General features: G+C 60.5%; 17 protein-coding genes and 1 pseudogene. 11 read left to right on the top strand and 7 right to left on the bottom strand.

The window, feature by feature from the left end:
• Positions 1 to 92: 92 nt before the first annotated feature.
• From N8A98_RS00675 to N8A98_RS00655, 5 genes are read left to right on the top strand one after another with little or no spacing between them, the layout of a single operon-like run.
• Positions 93 to 1,040: an ABC transporter permease gene (locus tag N8A98_RS00675; protein ID WP_262165693.1), complete on the top strand. Its 948-nt coding sequence runs from the start codon at positions 93 to 95 to the stop codon at positions 1,038 to 1,040.
• The gene (locus tag N8A98_RS00670) at positions 1,037 to 2,824 is read left to right on the top strand and encodes a dipeptide/oligopeptide/nickel ABC transporter permease/ATP-binding protein (RefSeq protein WP_262165691.1); all 1,788 of its coding nucleotides are present in this window, start codon (positions 1,037 to 1,039) and stop codon (positions 2,822 to 2,824) included. The genes N8A98_RS00675 and N8A98_RS00670 overlap by 4 nt, the downstream gene beginning before the upstream one ends.
• Entirely contained in the window at positions 2,821 to 3,630 is an 810-nt protein-coding gene (locus N8A98_RS00665; RefSeq protein ID WP_262165690.1) for an ATP-binding cassette domain-containing protein, read from the top strand. The genes N8A98_RS00670 and N8A98_RS00665 overlap by 4 nt, the downstream gene beginning before the upstream one ends.
• Positions 3,627 to 4,439, top strand: coding sequence for a FadR/GntR family transcriptional regulator (locus N8A98_RS00660; protein WP_262165689.1), 813 nt, complete (start codon positions 3,627 to 3,629; stop codon positions 4,437 to 4,439). The genes N8A98_RS00665 and N8A98_RS00660 overlap by 4 nt, the downstream gene beginning before the upstream one ends.
• Positions 4,436 to 5,473 (top strand): osmoprotectant NAGGN system M42 family peptidase, encoded by a 1,038-nt coding sequence (locus N8A98_RS00655; RefSeq protein ID WP_262165687.1) that lies wholly within the window; start codon positions 4,436 to 4,438, stop codon positions 5,471 to 5,473. The genes N8A98_RS00660 and N8A98_RS00655 overlap by 4 nt, the downstream gene beginning before the upstream one ends.
• 653 nt (positions 5,474 to 6,126) lie before the next feature.
• Here the strand turns inward: N8A98_RS00655 and N8A98_RS00650 are convergent.
• Positions 6,127 to 6,474, bottom strand: coding sequence for a hypothetical protein (locus N8A98_RS00650; protein WP_262165686.1), 348 nt, complete (start codon positions 6,472 to 6,474; stop codon positions 6,127 to 6,129).
• A gap of 301 nt (positions 6,475 to 6,775) precedes the next feature.
• Positions 6,776 to 7,114 (bottom strand): annotated as a pseudogene (locus N8A98_RS00645) (IS110 family transposase); the annotation flags it as partial.
• 519 nt (positions 7,115 to 7,633) lie between these two features.
• Here N8A98_RS00645 and N8A98_RS00640 point away from each other — a divergent pair.
• Positions 7,634 to 8,131: a YciE/YciF ferroxidase family protein gene (locus N8A98_RS00640; RefSeq protein ID WP_262165903.1), complete on the top strand. Its 498-nt coding sequence runs from the start codon at positions 7,634 to 7,636 to the stop codon at positions 8,129 to 8,131.
• Positions 8,132 to 10,741: 2,610 nt separating this feature from the next.
• On the opposite strand, the gene N8A98_RS00635 is transcribed toward N8A98_RS00640, so the two are convergent.
• The 5 genes from N8A98_RS00635 to N8A98_RS00615 all read right to left on the bottom strand — a co-directional run bounded on the left by N8A98_RS00635 (position 10,742) and on the right by N8A98_RS00615 (position 13,620).
• Positions 10,742 to 10,948, bottom strand: coding sequence for a hypothetical protein (locus N8A98_RS00635; RefSeq protein ID WP_262165684.1), 207 nt, complete (start codon positions 10,946 to 10,948; stop codon positions 10,742 to 10,744).
• A complete protein-coding gene (locus tag N8A98_RS00630; protein WP_262165683.1) occupies positions 10,945 to 11,154 on the bottom strand; it encodes a hypothetical protein in 210 nt (69 codons plus the stop codon). The genes N8A98_RS00635 and N8A98_RS00630 overlap by 4 nt, the downstream gene beginning before the upstream one ends.
• Entirely contained in the window at positions 11,151 to 11,315 is a 165-nt protein-coding gene (locus N8A98_RS00625; RefSeq protein ID WP_262165682.1) for a DUF3606 domain-containing protein, read from the bottom strand. The genes N8A98_RS00630 and N8A98_RS00625 overlap by 4 nt, the downstream gene beginning before the upstream one ends.
• 170 nt (positions 11,316 to 11,485) lie before the next feature.
• Positions 11,486 to 12,622, bottom strand: coding sequence for an alpha/beta fold hydrolase (locus N8A98_RS00620; protein ID WP_262165680.1), 1,137 nt, complete (start codon positions 12,620 to 12,622; stop codon positions 11,486 to 11,488).
• Between the two features lie 71 nt (positions 12,623 to 12,693).
• On the bottom strand, positions 12,694 to 13,620 hold the full coding sequence (locus N8A98_RS00615) for a manganese catalase family protein (RefSeq protein WP_262165679.1): 927 nt from the start codon (positions 13,618 to 13,620) through the stop codon (positions 12,694 to 12,696).
• A gap of 166 nt (positions 13,621 to 13,786) precedes the next feature.
• Here N8A98_RS00615 and N8A98_RS00610 point away from each other — a divergent pair, with 166 nt between their 5' ends.
• The 5 genes from N8A98_RS00610 (at position 13,787) to N8A98_RS00590 (ending at position 19,609) form a co-directional block, all read left to right on the top strand.
• Positions 13,787 to 15,724 carry a hybrid sensor histidine kinase/response regulator gene (locus tag N8A98_RS00610; RefSeq protein WP_262165677.1) on the top strand — a complete coding sequence of 646 codons (1,938 nt, stop codon included), beginning with the start codon at positions 13,787 to 13,789 and terminating at the stop codon, positions 15,722 to 15,724.
• Between the two features lie 149 nt (positions 15,725 to 15,873).
• On the top strand, positions 15,874 to 16,875 hold the full coding sequence (locus N8A98_RS00605) for a sensor histidine kinase (protein ID WP_262165675.1): 1,002 nt from the start codon (positions 15,874 to 15,876) through the stop codon (positions 16,873 to 16,875).
• A 399-nt stretch (positions 16,876 to 17,274) separates the two neighbouring features.
• Positions 17,275 to 18,180: a LysR family transcriptional regulator gene (locus tag N8A98_RS00600; protein WP_262165674.1), complete on the top strand. Its 906-nt coding sequence runs from the start codon at positions 17,275 to 17,277 to the stop codon at positions 18,178 to 18,180.
• A gap of 111 nt (positions 18,181 to 18,291) precedes the next feature.
• Positions 18,292 to 19,383, top strand: coding sequence for an alpha/beta hydrolase family protein (locus N8A98_RS00595; RefSeq protein WP_262165672.1), 1,092 nt, complete (start codon positions 18,292 to 18,294; stop codon positions 19,381 to 19,383).
• Positions 19,384 to 19,498: 115 nt separating this feature from the next.
• Positions 19,499 to 19,609 (top strand): baeRF12 domain-containing protein, encoded by a 111-nt coding sequence (locus N8A98_RS00590; RefSeq protein ID WP_315974446.1) that lies wholly within the window; start codon positions 19,499 to 19,501, stop codon positions 19,607 to 19,609.
• The last annotated feature ends 2 nt before the right edge of the window (positions 19,610 to 19,611 follow it).

The following is a 19,611-nucleotide window of genomic DNA, read 5'->3' as shown; positions in this document are numbered from 1 at the left end:
CGCCCACAACAATACGCGATCCATCCCTCCCCCCAACCAGGGGGAGGCTAGGTGGGGGTTCTCCCCACCCGCACCGCCAAAAGGAGGCCCCCATGACCGCCTATATCGGCAAACGCCTCCTGGCCGCGATCCCCGTTATCCTCGGCCTCTCCGTCATCGTCTTCCTGGTGATGAAACTGATCCCCGGCGACCCCGCCCAGGCCCTTCTCGGCTCCTATGCGACGCCCGACAATGTCGCGCGCATCAATCGCGCCCTTGGGCTCGATCGTTCCTGGCCCGAGCAATATGTCATCTGGATCGGCAACCTTCTCCAGGGCGATTTCGGCCGCTCCTATATTCTCAATCGCCCCGTGCTTGATGAAGTGCTTGAACGTTTTGGCGCCACTCTGATCCTTGCCGGGGCGTCGCTGGTCATATGTTCGGTCCTCGGCATTCTCGCCGGCATCGTCTCGGCAGTGCGCCAGTTCGGCTGGACCGACCGGATCGTCACCTTCTTTGTCCTTATCGGCATTTCCATGCCGGCCTTCTTCCTTGGCCTGGTCTTCATCCTGTTCTTCGCCGTGCAATGGCGCCTGCTCCCGGCTTCGGGCATGTATGCCGTCTATGGCGGCGGCGACCTACCCGACCTCCTGCGCCATCTGATCCTGCCCGCGTCCACCCTCGCCATCGTCGCCACTGGCGTTGTCGCCCGCCTCACCCGCGCCGCCATGCTCGAAGTCCTGCGTCAGGATTTCATCCGCACCGCGCGTGCCAAGGGCCTTAGCGAAAACAAGGTTATCTATCGTCACGCCTTCCGCGCTGCACTCGTCTCCATCATTCCTGTGCTCGGCATTCAGGCCGGCTTCGTGCTCGGTGGTGCCGTTTATATCGAAACCGTGTTCCAGTGGCCCGGCCTCGGCCAGATGCTGGTCAAGGCCGTCTCCACTCGCGATATGCTTCTGGTGCAAGGCGGCGTGCTCGTTGCCGCTACCGTCTATGTGCTCGTCAATCTTCTGGCCGATGTCGCGCAGGCCATGCTCGATCCAAGGCTCAAAGCATGACCGATCTCATTGTCCCTATCCCAACCTCCGCCCGCAAGCGCCGCAGCAATCTGCAATTGCTGATGGCCAATCGCCTTGCCGCGGCCGGTCTTTTCATTTTCGGCTTCATCGTCATCCTGGCGCTCCTCGCGCCGATCCTCCCGATCCCAAACCCGGATATCACCGACCAGCCCAAGCGCCTGCTGCCCCCGCTCAGCGCTGGGCACCTCCTCGGCACCGATCACCTCGGCCGCGATATTCTTTCGCGCCTCATCTGGGGCACACAGGTTTCGTTGCTCGTCGGCGTCAGCGCCACTGCCCTCGCGGCTTTCTTCGGCTCCCTCATTGGCCTCGTCGCCGGCTATGCTCGCGGCGCCGCCGACAGCATCCTCATGCGCTTTGTCGATATGCTGATGGCCTTCCCCTATATCCTCTTGGCCATTGCCATCGTCGCTGCGCTTGGACCCGGCCTTCTCAACGCTCTCTACGCCATCGCGCTCGTCAATATCCCCTTCTTTGCCCGCAATATTCGCGGCGTCACCGTCTCGATCAGCAATCGCGAATTCGTCGACGCCGCGCGCCTCTCGGGCAAGAGCCACGCGGCGGTCCTCTTCACCGAAGTGCTGCCCAATGTCCTGCCTGTCATTGTCATCACCATGTCGACCACCGTGGGCTGGATGATCCTTGAAACCGCCGGCCTCTCCTTCCTCGGTCTCGGGGCCCAGCCGCCGACATCGGACTTAGGCTCTATGCTCGGCCAGGCCCGCGCCCAGCTCTTCACCGGCCCGCATGCCTCGATCATTCCCGGCGTGATGATCTTCCTCCTGGTCATGAGCATCAATTTGCTAGGCGACGGCATCCGCGACGTGCTCGATCCGCGCCTCCGTTCCGGCACCCTCGGCCGCCCCATGCCGGTCACAAAAATCGGCCGCCAGACCAAGCCTGCCCCAACCCTTTCGGACGCCCCTGCCCTCGTCGTCGAAAACCTTTCAACCGGCTTCGATACCGGCGCCTCCATAACCCCCGCCGTTCGCGACATCAGCTTCCATCTCGGCAAAGGCGAGTGTCTCGGCCTCATCGGCGAAAGCGGCTCGGGCAAGTCGGTGACGGCGCTCTCGCTGATGGGCCTGGTCGCCTCGCCGCCCGGCGTCATCACCAATGGCGGCGTCTATATCCAAGGCAAGGATGTGCTCTCGATGCGCGAGCAGGAACTCATCGCCCTCCGCGGCGCCCGCGTCGCCTATGTCTTCCAGGACCCGCTGACGACGCTCCATCCGCTCTTCTCGGTCGGCCACCAGATCGCCGAGGCAGTCCTCGCCCATAATCCCATCGGCAAGCACGGGGCCCGCCAGCGCGCCGTCGGACTGATGGAAACCGTGGGTATCCGCGATGCAGCAAGCCGCGCCAGCGCCTATCCCCACGAACTCTCAGGCGGCCAGCGCCAGCGCATCGGCATCGCCATGGCGCTCGCCAATGACCCCGACATCATCATCGCCGACGAGCCGACCACCGCGCTCGATGTCACGGTGCAGGCCCGCATTCTCGACCTTCTGCAAAACCTGCGCCGCGAGCGCGGTCTCGCCCTTCTCCTGATCACCCACGATTTCGGCGTCGTGGCCCAAGTCTGTGACCGCGTCGCGGTTATGAAAAATGGCGAAATCGTCGAACAGGGAGAAACGCAGGCGGTGCTGCGCGACCCCCAGCACGACTATACCAAGCGCCTCATCGCCTGCGTGCCCGAGCTAGGAGAAGGCCACGGTTTCCTCGACCGGGTCCGGCCGCTGTTTATGGAGGCAAGCGCATGAGCCAGAACGCCATCCAAATCCGCGATCTCATCAAAACCTTCGGCGGTGGCCGCAATCTCTTCGGACGTCAGGCCAGCGAGGTGCAGGCCGTCCGCGGCATTTCGCTCGATCTCAAGCGTGGCGAAACCCTCGGTATCGTCGGCGAGAGCGGCTCGGGCAAATCGACACTCGCCCGTATGCTGGTCGGCCTCGAACACCCCACATCTGGCACCATGCTCATCGACAACAAACCCTGGGCCGAGCTCGCTTCCTCCGGCTCACGCGCCTTTGGTCGCACTATCCAATATGTCTTTCAGGACCCCGTCGCCTCGCTCAACCCGCGCAAGACCATCGGCGATATTCTCGATGTGCCGCTGCGCCTGCTCTGCACCTATGACAGCACGCGGCGCGCCATTCGCAAACGCGAGCTAATCGACGCCGTGAAGATGCCGCTCGACACGCTCGAACGCTATCCACACGAATTCTCCGGCGGACAGGCCCAGCGCATCGCCATCGCCCGAGCCCTTGCCGCTGAAGCCAGCATTCTCGTGCTCGATGAGCCGGTGAGTGCGCTCGACGTGTCGGTACAGGCGCAGGTGCTGCTCCTGCTCCAGCAATTGCGCGACGATCTCGGCCTCTCCTACCTTTTCATCAGCCACGATCTGGCCATCGTGGAATCGATTTCCGATCGTGTCGCCGTTATGTATCTGGGAGAAGTGGTAGAGGTCGGGCCGGCGGCCCAGCTCTTTGCCAACCCGCAGCACGACTACACGCGGTCGCTCATAGCCAGCGCACCGCGCCTTTCCGCAACGGACCGCGCCGCATGAGCGACACCGACTCCTCCGAAACAGCGGCAATTGCCGTTCCCCCACGCCGCAAGCGCACCGACGAAATCGTCGATGCCATCAAGCGTATGATCGTCGAACATGGCCTCGGGCCCGGCGACCGCCTACCGCAGGAGCGCGATCTGTTGGCCCAGTTCGCTGCCAGCAAGGGCACCGTCCGCGAAGCGCTGAAATCTCTCGAAGTCCAGGGCCTCATTTCGGTCCGTACCGGCCCTGGCGGCGGCGCCTTCATCGAGCGCATGTCCGAGGGGCGGGCCATGAGTCTGCTCTCCAACTTCCTCTTTGCCAAAAACCTGACGATCGCCAATATCTACGAGATGCGAAAGGTCCTCGAACCCCAACTAGCGGCGAGCGCCACCCCCCATATTGACGAAGCTGGCCTCAAACGCCTCGAAGCCGTCATTCTGATCTATGATCACGAGCCGGCAGATCAGAACGAACGCTGGAACCAGCGCATGGCGGAACTCGATTTCCACGGCATCGTCGCCGAGTATTCCGACAACCCCATTCTCGCCTTCACCTGCCGCTTCCTCCAGCGCCTCCTCAAGGATCTCACCGTTGCGCAGGACATCTATGTCCGGCCCGAACCCGTCTCGCGCGCCAGCGGCATTCAGCACCAGCGCGATCTCATCGCCGCCATGCGGAGCCGCGACGCCGCCGCAGCCGCCGCCATCCTCGCCGAACATATGGACGAAGCCGAAAAGCACATGCTGAGCCTTGAGGCCAAGCTCGAAGACCGTTTCCTCGAAGAAGTGTCCCCGGCCCGCACCAGAAAGCGCCGCATCGCATGATCAATACCGATTATCTCCTCGACCGGTTGCTGCAATTGGTTAAAACGCCGAGCCCCGTCGGCATGACCGAGCGCGCCGTGGCGCTGGTCGACACCTGGCTGCGCGATCTCGGCTACAATCCCAAATATACCCGCCGCGGCATCCTTTATGTCGAAGTAGGCGACGGCCCACCTCGCCGCGCCCTTGCCGCCCATCTCGATACGCTCGGGGCCATGGTCACCGAACTCAAGCCCAATGGCCGCCTTGCCCTGCGCAACACCGGCACCTGGGCCGCTCGTTTCGCCGAGGGGGCTCGCGTCACCATCTTCTCAGACAATGCCGAACATCGCGGCACCATCCTGCCGCTCAAAGCCTCCGGCCACCGCTTCAACACCGAGGTCGATACTCAACCCGCCGATTGGGACAATCTCGAAATCCGCGTGGACGCCATTATGCCCCACCGCACCGCGCTCATTGCCGCCGGCTTCAATGTCGGCGATATGGTCGCAATCGATGCTCAGCCCGAAGTCATCGACGGTTTCATCGTCTCCCGCCACCTCGATGACAAAGCCGGTTGCGCCACTTTGCTCGCCGTCCTTAAGTCCATCGCTGAGGGCCACACCAATGTTGCTGTTCCTTTCCAGGCCATGTTCACCATCGCCGAGGAGACCGGCATCGGTGCCACCCATGGCTTTGGTCCCGAGGTCGAAGAACTGCTCGCCATCGACAATGCCGTCACCGCTCCCAACCAGACATCGCGCGATGACGCCGTCACCATCGCCATGCGTGACCGCCAGGGTCCCTTTGACGCCCGAATGACACGCCAAATGTTAGGGCTCTGCCAACACAATGACATCAAATATGAACGCGACACCTTCCGCCATTACCGCTCCGACAGCGCCGCCGCCGTCGAAGCCGGCTGGGACGTCCGCGTCGGCCTCGTCTGCTTTTCCCTCGATTCCTCCCACGGCTGGGAACGCACCCACATGGCCTCCCTCACAGCTCTGGTGGAACTGTTGCGGCTCTACATCCAGTCGGAACTAACCAATAGCTAGAGTGCTCATCTTGCCGGGCGTGGCCCAGCTGCCGCCCAGGCGCGACATTCTACCCCACGCGAAGGCCGAATACCGAAGGCAAGTCCGTTGTCGCTTCACCGCCCATTGACCGGTTCACTGCTTGCATAATGTTCTTGGGCATCGGTACTCGACCAATACCGCTTCGGCGCCGTGCCATGGGTACGCTTGAACGCGTTGCCAAACGCGCGCTCGGACGCGTAGCCCACCCTAGTCGCGACAATAGCGACGGTTTCTCCTCTGCGCGGGCGTCGCGAGCAACCGTGATACAGGGCAAGCGCGAACAGAGTGTGGCGGGCTTCGTTTTGCTCGATAGGTCTTTGGACCGATGACGCGACCGCGCCTCGCAAACTCAAAATGAACGACCAAGAGTCGCTTTCCCACTTGGTGCATTATGTGCACAGCACCAAGACGGGAACCGACCGTCTTCTCTGGAATTGCGCGGCCTTCCCTCATCCCGCCTCGGAATGTTTGCCGTCGCCTTGAATTGAAATAGATTCCGGTCGCCACTCTCAAGCGGCGCGCGGGCCGGTCGATCCCTGCCGCGCGACGACGACGATTTCCTGGTCAGTCGATGCGGTTGACGCGGGCAATTTTGCTCGCGGTGAATGGCTTAAACGCGATAGCCACCTGCGCTAGAAACCCCTTGCTGAACGTGCCAAGGACTTCGGGATGGGGATCGTATAATAGGACTTCTCGGCAATATCAAAATTGTATTCCGAGACGGTGATCCAGGCGTCTTTCCACGCACTCAACCCCGCCCGGCGCCGCTCAAGCTCAGGGATGACCAGTGTGGTTTGGTCAGAGCGCGGCGGAGTGCCCGAAATGGCAAGCATGATCGGGGCGGTTTGGTCGCCGTGCGGCAATGACAATGTCAGGCACACAGGACGCTCTTTGCGACCTTCCGTCTCGTGATTGTCGCGCTGCCATTTCCAAAGATAGGCATAGCGAATGATTGACCCGTTGGGCGGGATATCAGCCATTGGGTTCGGTGCCATCGGCAATGATCTGGTCCAGAGCGACATCGATCTGCGCGGCCAGGTCGGGCGGCGTTTCCCCTGCGCCGTAGACCCGGCGTGGATCGCCTTCCTGCTTCATTGCGGCAAAGTCATCGTAGGTCATCAGGACATAGCGGGGTTTACGATGCTGGGTGATGGCGACAGGCTGACGGTCTGCCGCCATGGTGACGGTTTTCAGATCGCGCAGCAGATCGACTGTCGAAAAATTCTTCATGGCACCACTCCTTCGTATTAAACGAAATATACGCTTTATTTGATTATTCGCAAGAGTGGCAAGGATGGGCAATCCTTCGACGAGCTCGCGGATGCGCGTCTCGAATCCAGCTTGTCCGACGACGCCAACCTTCAGGCCGAAGTTACGCAAGGTGCCACGCAGATCGGCATCGACGTCGAGCATCTTGCGTTGAATCAGCTGTCGCGCGGTCAGCAGCATCCGCTTCTCCTGACTCGCTAGTGTCGTCACATGCACCGGCTTGAACAGGCCGACACGCGTTATCTGGGCAATGCCGCGCGCGTCATGCCGGTCAGACTTGTTGATCTGCTGCACCTTCAGCAGTGACTTCATGTGAAGGGTCTCAACGCAGATCACGGGCAGACCGGCTTCTCGCACTGGCCAACGAAATGGCACACGAGTCCATATCCCGCCCGCGCTGGTCTCGCCCAAACATCAAAGTCCCCCGTGAAGGGCACTTACTACCGTTGCATCGATGGGCCTCCGTACGGCAGACGCTGCAGGGCGAGGAGATCGTGATCGATGGCTTAATCTACCGGTCACGCCATGCAACATCCTGACGGCTGACATAACTGGATTGCTGCGCGATCATCTCAGAAGTCATGCGTACGGTAATGCGCTCTTTCAAAGCCGTATTCCGTCCCGTTGGCCGTATCCTAAGCCTGGCAGACAGTAGACCACGACATAGCATCACAGGAGCGGAGGTAATGGCAGGCAACGATGCCGTAAGGTCGCCGGTCCGGTGCTGCCAGCGCTGTACCTACAGCTTCTCGGCTGGGCAATCCTTTCGCAGATGATAAGCCCGCATCGGCCTACTGAGACCGCACCGATCACGGAACTGGGATCGCGCGGATGCGTTCGAGTCTATCACTTCAAAAAGGAACGAAAGCTATGGCCGCGCCGAAAGAGAAAACGCTGAATGACCTATTCGAGGATACCCTCAAGGACATCTTTTATGCCGAAAAGCAAATCGTAAAAAATCTCCCCAAAATGGCCAAGGCGGCTCAGTCTCCTGCCCTCAAGGCGGGCTTCGAAAAGCATCTTGCCGAGACGGAGGTTCACGTCGAGCGGCTCGAACAGGTGTTCGTCCTCCTTGGCAAGACGCCGCGGGGCAAGACCTGTGACGCTATCCTGGGCATCCTCGAGGAAGGCAAGTCCATCATGGAGGAGTTCAAGGGCACTGTCGCTCTCGATGCCGGCCTGGCTGCTGCTGCGCAGGCGGTCGAGCATTATGAGATCGCTCGCTATGGCACGCTAAAGACTTGGGCCAACCAACTTGGCCTCACCGAAGCAGTAACGCTTTTCGAGACAACGCTACAGGAAGAGATCGCGACCGATATGGCCCTGAGCGAAGTCGCCAAAGCAGAAGCGAATGTGAAGGCCGCGTAGTCTACAAAATGCTGGTTGGTGGCGGCTGCCGATCGGTCCGCCGCCACCCCCAAGGCCGTCGCCAGACGGCGGATTTCGCCGGAGTTCAATGTTGGCCTCTCGCGCACGAAGGCTTGTGGTCAGTGCGCGAAATTAATTTCCTGTGCGAAGCCGAGCGTATGACCGTCATTTTCTCATAAGAAATCGGCGGCATTCCTAACCGCATGCTCAAATAACCGCTTGCCCGGACTTTCGATCATCCAGTGGATTGCGGCCGAAGTGAATGACGCCGTCGGATCGTGCGATGCAGCTGCTCGTCTCCGCTGGGCGGCCACCGGTGAAACAGACGATAGAACGCCGGCGGTCGGGAGCGCGCCCACGTGTTTCCATAGGCGCGCCCGCGGTATGCGATCCTCGGCCGCCATTCCTCTCTGCATGGATATGCTCTCCTTCCCCTCAGCCGATATTCTTATATGCTCGGACGCATCCGTCTCATGCAATCTGGCAGGACAAGATGACCGGAAACCCGATGATCATGAGATTTCGGAGAGATTGCACGGTCCATCCTGCTGCTTGTTGCGCAAATCTGCCTGACGGTACCACTCGCCGCACAGCAGACTGGGCCGACGGTCGCGCAAGCAGATGAGGATTAGCAATACGCGTCCCTAAAACCCTTCTCGTACCATTGGGCTGCAGCTCGGGAAAGCGCGCTGCCGGAAGTGGTCTGCCCGTAGAGCAGGCAGTCAGCAGCAGTTTCATTCTTTGCGGGCGGTTGTATGCCGAGACGCTCCGCCAGAAGCTCCAAATCTCTTGCCGTGTCATTTCCCCCGAACCAGTCAAAGCCGAGGGAGGAGCGCCTCCTATTTCGGGTTTACCGTCGAGAACCGCAGCCACGCCTCCCAGAAAGAAGCCGGCCTGTTCGGCCAGCGGAAGACAGGTGGAGCCATCCTGATGTTCGGCCGTGTTGAGTACCTGGGCGGCTGGCCGGGACACGCCACATGTGTTCTGCAAGCTTCACTGCGGCCTCCTCCAACATCGCCTGCACATAGGCCCGCAATGCGGTTCTGCCGCCGATTTCTGCCTCTAGCTGGTCCCCAACTGACACTGGGTCTTCGACAAGAGCTTCGCTCCGTTGATCGAGTTGCTTCCTCTGTTGTGCAGAAGGTCTGTCAGCTCTTGCGGCGAACGAATGAAGACTAACCACGGATGGGCGCAGGTCTGGAAGGTCTCATCGTTTGGCAAAGCCAAGCAGCGTCGGCTCTATGCTTCTTGTCCCGGCAGGCGTCAGTCCGCCGTGTACGACAATACGGTGACCACGGTTGTCGAACAGTGGATCCCGTCAACGCCGCCGACTGTGCGACCAATCGGATCAGGGTCTGAAGGGGAAAACGGCAAGGGAACGAAACCAAGCGGCCTGCGTTGGGTTAAGTCACGATCCCTGTCTCATGCATGGTGATCTTGACCGTTCAATCGGGCCCCCGCGGCGCTGGGCCCGACCTTTTACGCATCGGTTCCCGTCACTATGCCCATTCAGTATCGAATAATCGACCTTGCGACTTCTGCGATCGACCCGCGGGAACTCGTCGTGCAAGCCAGCAGCCCCGAACGCGCCGTATTGGAAGCCCTCGGGGTTGAAGTCGTGCGGAGCGGATCAAAGCGCGACCTCCGCGCCCGGGTTTACTTCCAGCATCCCGGTCAACCCGTGTCGATGGTCCGGCTCTATTCCAAGGCGGCAGGCCGACAGGGATAGTCGGAGGATCATGCAATGTGTCGGCAGAGGATAGGACGATTCCTTGAACGCCCTTAGAGTTGATCCTCGGGGGTAGATTGATGGACTACCTCTATGCCTTCCCCGTCATCGACGGAGACTCGCGCTGTTGTGCCGGCCTTAGAGTCAACCTTTGCAAGAGACACCGCTCGGTCGATGGCAATCTGGCGGCCCAGGTATGGCCCGAAGCGGGTACCGTCGAGCATTACCCACCATTGCTCCGAACGTTGCACCACCAGGTATTCAGCTTGTCGCATCTCGACCTCCACACGGTTTAGCAGGTGCAATTGTCTGTCGATGCAGTTTGTTGCTTCAATTTATGAGGAAAAAGGGCTTGGCCAAGCGTCTGGGAAGCCAGAGTGATCAGCTCGATGGCGGCGCGGACCACGGTGATGAGCTGTCGGGGCGCGGACAATTGGCTCAACATGCGCCGGCCCGATGTCGCCATAGTGGATAAGGACCGCCCTGCGTGAGTGTCGTCGAGCGCCTGATCGCGTCCAACATCCCCTTTATCGTTCACGCGGGCGAGCACGTTAGCACGTATGTCGGAACACCATTCGCGCGTGGTCTGTGGGTGAGTAAGTCAGCGAATGCGGACGAACCTGCCGATGCTGCCCGGTCGCGGATCGCGACTAGGCTCAATCGAGTGTGATGCTCAAACGCCGGGAAAGGATCCAGTGCTGAATTTGAGCGTGACTAAATCCAGGTCGACCGCTCCAGCAGCGCCTCGTAGCTCCTCTCGGTCTTGCCACAGGCGTTGCCGGGACGGCCTACCGGATGACGGCGTGCCTGTGGCCTCCGATATCAGTCAGACGGTCTAGGTGCGCTGTTGCGGAACGGCCCCCATAATGATCGGCGCTATCCTAGGGAACCTTAGCGGCGTCCAGGGCCGAGGTGATTGAGTCGTCATCATCCGGCAACGGCACATAGCCTTGGCCCATGAGCCAGTCCCTGACGATGACGTTGACGGCGTCCTCGTAAGTCATCTTCCCCCGCGGCGGCTCGTTCCGATCGGCTATGAACCGCTCCACTCCGTCGAGCAGGTCTTCGTCCAGCTCCACGGAAGTCATTTGGACTTGGGACCCTCGTTCTTCGGACGCGGTGGCGCCTTGCCGTCATGGGCGTAGGAGTTGCGCCCAATATCTGATCCCTTCGGGAGGTTGGTGCCACCGGGACGCGGGATCTTGTCGTAGTCCTCTTCGGTCGACGGATGGGGGTCGGCGACATCGTTCTTTCCGGCAGTGCCCTCACCGGTGGGGAGCCCCTCGCGGCTCATTTTGCACTCAGCTTCTTCTCGACGGCCTTGCGGCCATTGCCCGCGGATTTCACGGCATCTTTGACCTCGGGTGTCGATGCGCCGGTTTTGTCGGCTTCGTATTTCACTTCATGGTCCTGACCACCGGCAACACGGGCGCGGTGCTGTTTTGTGTTGGGCATGATGAGCCTCTCCAAGGTTATGTGGCTGTTTTAACGCTCAACTGAATCGATGGTTCACTATCCCTTGCCCCGACATTCGAAACCGACTGACTCGCCCACAAGCGCTCAAGGCCTGTATCGCCAGATTCATAGACCGAGCGGAGGGGGTAACGGTGTCGGACGTGGGCTTGCTAGGGTGTTGGCTGTAAAGACTGGGCGAAGTCCGCTATGGCGCGATTGTAGTCCGCGGATCGCTCCAGAAACCCCATGTGGTTGGCGCCTTCGATTGCGAGGTGGATGGTATCTCCCCGGTCCGCCGCAATCTGCCGCCCGGCCTGCGGCTTTGTCACGATGTCAATCTCGCCGGACAGAACCAAAAGCGGTGGGGTGACGCGCGCCATGGCGTGAGTGGCGTCCCATCGAAACATGGCGAGGTTGCCCCGGTCGATATTTCCCGGCGAGTTTCGCGTGGACAGCAATGTTGTATGTTCTAACTGACTCCGCGTCACATACTTGCCGAACCCCAGCCGGTTAGCCATGTGGGCGGTGCCGCTGAGATAGCTTTGCCAGGCACTCAGCCACACCAGCGGCTGCAAGGCTATCGCGAGACGCATCAGCGGCTCCAGCAGCGGCCAGCGAATGGCTTGCGCCAGCCCGCTCAAAATCATGGTCTTGAGCGGGTTCGTATAGGTCGTGTTGACCAGCACGGTGCCGGCGACATACGCGTCGAAGAAGGCCGGATCGTCTCGCGCCAGCGTCTGGATGGTCATCCCACCAATGCTATGACCAACAAGGACAATCTTGCGCTCTCCGGCGAGGCCGATGACGGTTCGAAGGTCCTGGGCGAACTCGGTCAGGCCAATGGCGGAGGGAGAAGCGGGCGTTGACTGGCCCATGCCCGGAAGGTCCCAGCAGATAACGCGAAAGCTCCGCGCCAGATCGCGCTTGGCGTAAAACCAAATCGTGCTGTCCATAGCCCAGCCGTGCACCAGGATAATCGGCGGCGCGGCGGGCGACCCGAGTTGTTCGACATAGAGCTTTGATCCACTGGCGCCAGCAACGAACTGACCCTCATCACGCACCGCAGCGGTGGGATCGGTGTCCGGCTTGGCAAGAAACGGCGTGATTATGGGTCGGCCGAAGAACGACAGACCCAACAAGCCAACCCCAGCCCAGAGGAACCAGCCGGTCCGGACACGGACGATATCGCCATCCGCTTGTCGGATGAGGTCGCCGTCATACCAGTTCCACAACAGGTAGGCGGCAACGCCGAACACGCAGAGGGAAACAAGCATGAACACGAAACGGAATAGGACGAGTAGGGGCATGCGGGCGCCTTAAGTGGTGCGGAGATGAGAGGCGGGCGCGAAGACAGGGCGGCCGTGCCGCCCTGTCTACCTTAGCGGGACGCCTTATAGAGCTTGGCGGCGATTTCGTAGAATTCCTCGGGCGCATAGTCCGGCGTGAAGGCGGAAGGGACGCCCTGCAACTGCTGCATCTTGCCGCCGTCGGGCATGCCCTCGACCACTTCGAGCGGGCCTGGCGGGTCCCCCGGCAGGGCAACTTCGTCATTGGACCAGATACCAGAGATATCCTGATAGTCCTCCGGGCTCCAGGTGTAGAGCCGGCGATGCGACCCCTCGTCGAGGTACTTTTGGCATTCCGGAATCTTGGCCAGCTCGATATTCGGCGTGGGCAGCATCTGCTTGATATCAACCCCGGTCAGCTTCTGGATGGCGAGCGCATAGGAATGCGCATGCACCGACCCGCGAACCAGCAGGTAGCCGCAGACCTCGCGACCTGTCGGATCGCTCAGTGTTTCATAGACCCGCAGCTTGTGCAGGCGAGCACCGCATTCGAGATGAAAATTGTGCAGCAGGTCGAAGATGACATTGCCGGTCGTAGTGACGAAGTCATTGTTCCACGAAACGCCATTGGCATTCACCGGCGTCGCGCCACCACCATTAGACAGGAACGCTGAAGCGAGGCGGATGTCGGTCATCGCCTCGAATGGCGTCTTGGAGATGTCGCCGCCGGTCCCCATATCGCCCTTCGGCTTGTCAGGCCCATTGTTGAGCATTGCCACGCCGTTGCAAACAAGTTCGACGTGCGCAAGCTCTTCGGCCGTGATGGAAGCCACCAGGCTGTAAAACGGCCTCAACTTGTCCTTTGAACGAAAGTTAAAACTCTGGAACATGTAGTTCCCGAGCGTGGACATCTCGCCATACTTGCCGCCGAGCAGTTCCTGCAGGGCCGCAGCAGCGTTCGGATCTTGTTTCTTGGGCGGCGGCAAATCGGTGATCAGCCTGTCTACTCGCATGAACATCTGGGAGCTCCTCTATCTGAAGAAGCACCAACGATGTCGTTCGGTGGCCGTTCCACGACTTCACACAAGTTGATCAAGTTGAGGCGAGGGCCCTGCATCCGGAACCAAACGGCCCCGTAGCCGTTCGGCGGAATTGCCGTGTTTCATGGATGGCCAAGGGGGCAGAATGCAACGATCCGACCCATTTGAGGCCTCTGTTAGTCCTGACGGCCGCTATCGGCTTCTGGTCGAATCCATCAACGACTACGCGATCTATATGTTGGACCCGCAGGGAACGGTGGCCAATTGGAATGCCGGCGCTCAACGTTTCAAGGGGTACGCAGCCGACGAGATCGTCGGGCAGAACTTCTCCAAATTTTATACCGAAGACGACCAGCGTGACGGGATACCGCAACGCAATCTAGCGATTGCGGCGCGCGAAGGGCGCTTCGAGGACGAAGGCTGGCGGATTCGCAAGGACGGCTCCCGTTTCTGGGCCAACGTGGTCATTGACCGGATTTTGGACGGCGGCGGTCAATTGGTGGGCTTCGCCAAGATTACTCGCGACCTCACCGAACGCGCCAAGCAGGAAGAAGCGCTGCGGGCAAGCGAGCGGCAGTTCCGCCTTCTAGTAAAGGGCGTGACCGACTACGCCATCTACATGCTGGATCCCACGGGTCGTGTCGCGGTTTGGAACGCTGGCGCCCAAAGGATCAAGGGCTACGAGGAATCCGAGATCATCGGACAGCATTTTTCCCGCTTTTACACTGAGGAAGAGCGCTTGGCTGGTGAAGCCGACCGAAACCTCGAGGTCGCCAGGGAGAAGGGCAGTGTCGAACGCGAGGGATGGCGGGTGCGCAAGGACGGGACCCAGTTCTGGGCGCATGTCGTTATTGACGCCATCTACGACGGCGGCGAACTGATTGGATTTGCCAAGGTGACCCGAGACATTACCGAACGGCGGGAAGCACAATTGGCGCTCGACGCTGCCAGGGAAACGCTGTTTCAGGCGCAGAAAATGGAAGCGGTCGGTCAGCTCACGGGCGGGATCGCACACGACTTCAACAACCTGCTGATGGCCATTCTCGGCAGCCTGGAAATCGTCAGCAAGCGCCTCCCATACGATGCCAAGATCTCTCCCTTTATCGAGAATGCCGTCCAGGGCGCGCAACGGGGAGCGGCCCTAACCCAGCGCATGCTCGCATTCGCCCGGCGGCAGGAGCTCGAGATGGGGCCGGTGGACGTCCTGGAAACCGTCAGAGGCATGCGTGAGCTGTTGGAGCGGGTCCTTGGCCCGTCTGTGTTCATCACTACCCGCTTTCCCCTATCATTGCCGCACGCTCTAACCGACAAAGCTCAGCTTGAATCCGCGCTGCTCAATCTCGCCGTCAATGCGCGGGACGCGATGCCGACTGGCGGACAAATCGTTATCAGCGCGGCCCATAGGAAGATCGGGAGGGCAGCGAACAACGCCGTCAAACCCGGAAGCTACGTGGTCCTCTCGCTCATCGATCAGGGTGAAGGCATGGACGAAGAAACGGTGAGCCGGGCAACTGAGCCATTCTTTACCACCAAGGGCGTCGGCAAAGGCACCGGCCTGGGGCTTTCAATGGTGCATGGGCTTGCCGAGCAATCGGGCGGCAGATTTGTGTTGTCGAGCGAAGTGGGCAGGGGAACGACGGCGGAGCTATGGCTCCCGCTGGCCGAGGCGGAAACGGCGACGGAAATGCCGTCGCCCGTTACGGCGGAAAGCGGGATGACCGCAAAGCGGGTCCTCGTTGTCGACGACGATGCGCTTGTCCTGCTCAATACCGTTGCGATGACGGAGGAACTTGGTCATCAGGTTTTCGAGGCCATGTCCGGGCGGGATGCGCTCAAAATTCTCCGGTCCCAGCAGATCGATATAGTGATCACCGACTACGCGATGCCGCAGATGACCGGCGGCGCGTTGGCGACCTCGATTACTGCGGAGTGGCCACACATAAAGATTATCGTCGCCACGGGCTACGCCGAGATGCCCGAGGAATATAAAGGACGCTTTGAGCGCCTCGGCAAGCCATTCTGGTCCGCAGATCTTAAGGCTGCGATTGAAAGAGTGGCGGGCGCGGACGCTGCGGCCTCTTAGCCTGCTTATTCTCCAAAAACTGGACGGTAGCCATGTGCCGCCGTCGGTAGCCCGGTTCTGTCCAACAAGGCATTTCGCACCAAGCGCTAGGATCGACAATCTGGCGCAGGCTTCCACAATCTGTTCAAACGGATGAACAGGAGACCAATATGCCATCCAGTGACAACACGGATCCCCTATGGGAGGTCAAAAGCCTGAAACGGGCGCTTCACGCCGCTGGCGTGGCACTGTGGTCATGGAATGTCGCCACGGACGCGTTTTCTATGGACGAGCAGGGCTTCACATTGTGGGGCCTTCCGCAGGCGACCAAAGTCGTCTTCGAGGACCTATCTTCTCGGATACACCCCGCCGATCGAGATCGCGTTCGCGCGGCGTTTGGGGCCACCCGAGCCATACTGGGCGCCTACGAAATAGATTTCCGGATTCTGCTAGGGGAGGAGGTCCGGTGGGTCTCGGCTCGCGGCCTCGGCAGTGATGAAGGCTTGCACAAGGGCCTAATGCGGGGCGTGTTTCTCGACGTGACCGGACGCAAGCAGGCCGAAGAGGGCCATGAACTCCTGGCCGGCGAAATGAGCCATCGCGTGAAAAATCTTCTGGCAATTGCGACCGGTCTTACCAATATCACCTCTCGATCGACGACCACCGCCCAGGAAATGGCGGAGGAGCTGACCGCCAGATTAGCGGCGCTCGGAAGGGCACACGACATCGTGCGTCCCTTGCCAGGGCACCAGGGCAGAGCTGCTTTGTTGGGGGATTTGATCTCCGTGCTGCTGGCTCCCTATGACGATTCCGGCGCCTTCAGTGGCCGGATCCGCGTTGCGGTTCCGCGAATGGGAGTCGGCGAACAAGCGGCCACGACCTTGGCGCTGGTTGTCCATGAACTGGCGACAAATTCCCTCAAGTACGGCGCTTTGTCGGTCCAAGAGGGAACGCTGGATATTTCGGGATTCTCGGAGGGGAGCGAAGTTCACGTCGTTTGGACGGAGCGAGGGGGGCCGTCCGTAGAACCCCCCAAAGGAGAAAGCGGATACGGGAGCAAGCTACTGTCTCGCAGCGTGACCGGCCAGTTGGGCGGAACGATTTCAACCGATTGGTCTGGTGACGGTGTCGTAGTGGCGCTCACAATGAGCGTTGAAAGACTCTCCGGCTAGAACACGCAAAAGGCCGCTACACGCCGAGTCGACTTCCATAGCCGAATTGTCGGAGGGCCTGCCTTCGGCAACCAGCGATCGACCTCCACCGGTTTGTATGTCCGCTATTCGAGCTGAGAACGCCAGAAGCTTATCAGACCGCTTCCGGCCCCCGCAGCGGCCGTTCGGTATCCGATCTTATGCCGGCGACCGTCTCGCGCCCGTTCTGGTCACTTCGGATTGTTCGCCCTGCTCCCCAAAAGACGCCCCACAGTCGCAACAGCGTTTGTGGCCGGGCTGGGGTGGGTAGCGGACTGGCGGCTTTTCGCAGACACGACATTAAAGCGGACGCACCACACCCCACCACCCAGAAATGTGATCTGTATTGCTTCGCCCGGATCGATCTTCTAGCGGTTATGCATGGACAGGTTGGACAAGATAAAGCTCTTCCTCCGCGTTGCCGAAGCGGGAAGTTTCTCCAAGGCTGCACGGCAACTGGCGATGGCGCAATCGACGGCGAGTAAGCAGATTGCCGAACTGGAACAGCGACTGGGCGTGCAGTTGCTGCGACGGACGACGCGGGGACTGGCGATCACCGCTGCAGGGCAGCATTACTACGATGGCGCAATCCGGCTGATCGACGAACTGGAGTCGCTGGACGAGGCGGTCAGCGAGCAAGAGCGCTCGCCGGCCGGGATGGTGCGGGTCACCTCTCCACCCGGCTTCGCCGCTTCCTATCTGCTGCCCAAACTGATGTCGTTCACGACCCGGTATCCCAAACTGGCGATTGACTTTACCGTGTCGCAGAACTTGGCCAATCTGGTGGAAGAACGCGTCGACGTCGCCATCCGCATGGGCAACCTCGAGGATTCCGACTTGCGCTTCCGGCAGGTCGGAACGGCCACGGCCATTGTCGTGGCGTCTGCGGACTATCTTGAACAGCATGGCGAGCCGACTACCCCAGCCGACCTCGAACGGCATGCCTGCATCGCCTCAATGTATCTCGGCAAGCCGCGCCCATGGCTGTTCGTGCGCGGACAAGAGCGAGTGTCGATCGAACCCAGGGGATCGATCCGCTCAGACGATGTCGAACTGGCCAAGGCCGCGACAAAAGTGGGATTGGGCATCGCCTATGCGGCGAGCTGGCTGTTCAAGGACGAACTGGCATCCGGTACCGTGCGCCAGTTGCTCACCGACTACCGGTGCAACGCGGTCCCGATCAGTGCGGTCTGGGCCGGCGACCGCGCCCTGCCGGGGCGTACTTCGGCGTTTATCGATTTTGTCGCCGAAGTCTGCGCCGCCGAGCCGGCGCTGCGTCCGCAATGACCTCTATCGCCATTCTGCTGTGGAATAAATCCTATCACTTTTGATGTGCTACCGTCGAAATTCGGCATGAGCCATGTGTTGTCTGACCTGCCGATCCCACCAGGACCACTCATGAACACTCAAGCTTTGCTGCGGAGCGCCGCCTTCGCCACACTCTTCTTCGCCTCGGCCAACGCTTCGGCGCAGTCGTTGGCCGACATCAAGCCCGCGGCTGAACCGCTGGTGCTGCAAAACCAGGGCAGCTTTTTCGTAGGCGGCCGTTCGGTCGATACCGAAAACGCTGGCTGGGACAACATGAAGGAAATCTTCGGGGAATCGTTCGAAGCCGGTCAGGTGCTGGTCGACCAGATGTATGTCCAGTTCCAGGCGCCGCCCCAGCCAAGCCATACGCCGATCGTTTTCATGCATGGCGGCTTGCTCTCCGCCAAGCAGTGGGAGACCACGCCGGATGGGCGTATGGGCTGGTACGAATATTTCACCCGAGAGGGTTTCCCGACCTATCTGGCCGAGCAGTCGGGCCGCGCCCGCTCAGGCTTTAACGCCACCGCCTTCAACCAGGTTCGCAGCGGCGAACTTGCGCCCTCCGAGCAGCCGCGCGTCTATCTGGGTACGTCCAACATGGCATGGAAGCAGTTCCGCTTCGGCCTGATCATGGGGGAAGCCTGGCCCGACCAGCAGTTCCCGCTGGATCACGTCGACGAGTTTTACAAGCAGGTGATCCCGGACATGTTTGAAACCCAGGTGCCCAGCCTGCTCGCGGAGTTGCTGTCGCCGGAGACCAAAAATCCGACTGTCGACAATTTCGCTCAGCTGGCCGACGAACTTGGTGGCGCCATTCTGGTCGGCCATTCACAGTCCGCTGGCTTCCCGACGCAGGCTGTCCTAAAGGGCAAGGGCGGCATCAAGGGCATAATCCAGCTCGAGACGGGTTGCTTTGGCAATTTGACCGATGAACACGTCAAGATGTTGGCCGAGGTGCCAATCCTGGTCATGGTCGGCGATCATTTTGGCCAGCAGCCCGACGCGAGTTGCCTCACGGAAATGGAGCAGATCAAGGCAGCCGGCGGCGACATGACCTTTGTCTCGCTCCCCGACGCGGGCCTGAGCGGCAACAGCCACATGTTCATGCAGGACAAGAACAACCTTGAGGTGGCCGACCTCATCATCAGATGGATCAGCGAGCACGTCGACAGCGCACTTTGATCGTCGATTTACCGCCATTCAACCGTCCTCGGCAAGACTGGTCTGCTTTCCGATGGAGTAGCAGACTGGTTTTGTCGGGAAGCCAAGCGTCCATCGTGCCTTAAGCCTCGGCGAAATGCACAAGCACTACCACAAGACCCTGACCGCCAAGCTTCTTGGTGAGATCGCCAAGGATCTGACCGGCCACTCCATCGGCGACGTCGAAGCCGCTATCGAGGCGGCCTGACA

Origin of the sequence: Devosia neptuniae (genome assembly GCF_025452235.1) — a bacterium.
In the GTDB taxonomy this organism is placed as follows: domain Bacteria; phylum Pseudomonadota; class Alphaproteobacteria; order Rhizobiales; family Devosiaceae; genus Devosia.
This window is presented reverse-complemented; position numbering and strand designations above follow the sequence as displayed.